Source organism: Brevibacterium sp. SIMBA_078, from assembly GCF_046534565.1.
Lineage (GTDB): Bacteria > Actinomycetota > Actinomycetes > Actinomycetales > Brevibacteriaceae > Brevibacterium.
This window is the reverse complement of record NZ_JAWRYQ010000276.1, coordinates 1-266: the sequence shown is the minus strand read 5'-3', so window position 1 is coordinate 266 and position 266 is coordinate 1. Positions and strand designations below refer to the sequence as shown.

The following is a 266-nucleotide window of genomic DNA, read 5'->3' as shown; positions in this document are numbered from 1 at the left end:
ATCACCTATCCGGAATTTCGTGAGCGGCTTTTGAGCATCTTCCCGTACGTATATGACGTTGACGGTATGCGTTATCTAGATCTGACCGCAGAGGACGACGCATACGTAGTCGGCTATGAGCACACCCTGCAGTTCCGGTTTCCGAATCTCGTCGCGGGATTCGACCGGACTGACCTTATCGCACGGCTTTCAACTCTCGATCGGGCGTCATACGTGCTCGCCGAAGCGCATCGTGTCGCAGCCGAATTCGATGCATATCGCGCGGC

The 266-nt window shown here is 55.6% G+C and carries 1 protein-coding gene; it reads left to right on the top strand.

The features are described 5' to 3' along the window. Positions 1–266 (top strand): hypothetical protein (locus SB749_RS19715; protein ID WP_410711796.1); only part of this gene is annotated, 266 nt, incomplete at both ends.